We start from the raw sequence: 1368 nt of genomic DNA, 5'->3' as shown, positions 1-1368 counted from the left end.
ACAGATTCTGCACCCCGCCCGCGAGCAGGGTTTCCTGCTGCGTGCTCGCGCCGTTGCTGACGTTCTGCACCCCGCCGTCCGTCACCACCGTCATCGAGGCGACGGCGCGAGGCGTCAGATTCTGTATCCCGCCCGAACCGACGGTGGCCGACAGCGCGAGCCCGCTGACGAACACATTCTGCGTGCCGCCCTCGATCGCGGTCGCGCTGGCGACCCCGCCGGCCGAGACAAACTGCGCCCCGCCGCTCGCTATCGTGCCCGAGGTATCCACCCCGCCGTACAGATATTGACGCGCCCCGCTCGATATCGTCGTTTGCGAAGCCACTCCGCCGGTGGAGACAAACTGCGCCCCACCGCTCGATATCGTGCTCGACGTTGCCACCCCGCCGTACAGATATTGGCGGCCCCCGCTCGATATCGTCGTCTGCGAAGCCACACCGCCCACCGAGACGGTTTCGGCCCCCCCTGCCAGTACCGTCTGCACGGCCACCCCGCCCGAAGACACGTTCTGCGTCCCGCTACCCGCGACAGTCGTCGCCGACGCCACCCCGCCGGAACTGACCGCCTGTACCGCGCCCGCCGCCAGTGTCGTCCCCTGTGCGAGACCGCCGCCGGTGAGTACCTGCAGCCCGCCGCTGTTCACCGCCGTGGCCGACGCGACCCCACCACTCCACACATACTGCACACCCACCGAGCCGACCGCGGTCGACGTCGCCGCCGCGCCCGAGTACACATTCTGTATACCACCGCCGGAGAGCAAGGTCCCTTGCGTTGCCCCGCCGGCCGAGACGTTCTGGTAACCGAAGCCGCTCACCGTCGTCGCCGACGCCGCCCCGCCGGACAACACCGTTTCGGTGCCGCCGCCGCCGACCACGCTCGCGCTGGCCAAGCCACCGGAAGCGATCGTCTGCTGCCCGCCGTTGAGCACAGTGGTCGCCGACGCCACCCCGCCGTCCGACACGGTTTGCGAACCGCTGAGCGCAAGCGTGCCCGACAGCCCCAGCCCGCCCGAGCCGATGGCGACCTGCCCTCCGCTCGACACCAGGGTCGTCGAGGCCACGCCGCCCGAACCGACGCTGAGCAGGCCGCCGTTATTCACCAGGGTCGCGCTCGCCTGGCCGCCTTGCAGACTGGCGACGCCGCCGCTGTACACCGTCGTACTCACGGCCTGGCCCCCGGATGAGACGGTCTGCACGCCGGCATTGAACACCAGGGTCTGCGAGGCGACGCCGCCGCTCAGCACCGTTTGCGCGCCATCGCTGGAAACCATCGCCGAGGTCGCCGTCCCGCCGCCCGACACGCTCTGCAAGCCGCCGCCCGATACCGTGGTCAGGCTCGCCACCCCGCCGCCGAACAGATTCTGCACCC

1 protein-coding gene is annotated in these 1368 nt (G+C 70.4%); it reads right to left on the bottom strand.

The window, feature by feature from the left end; all coding sequences use genetic code 11:
• The coding region (locus G520_RS25285; protein WP_211222893.1) for an AIDA repeat-containing protein at positions 1-1368 on the bottom strand (1368 nt) is incomplete at both ends.

It is taken from the genome of Paludibacterium yongneupense DSM 18731, assembly GCF_000422925.1.
GTDB lineage: Bacteria > Pseudomonadota > Gammaproteobacteria > Burkholderiales > Chromobacteriaceae > Paludibacterium > Paludibacterium yongneupense.
The sequence above is the reverse complement of the archived record's forward strand: the minus strand, read 5'-3'. Positions and strand labels throughout refer to the sequence as shown.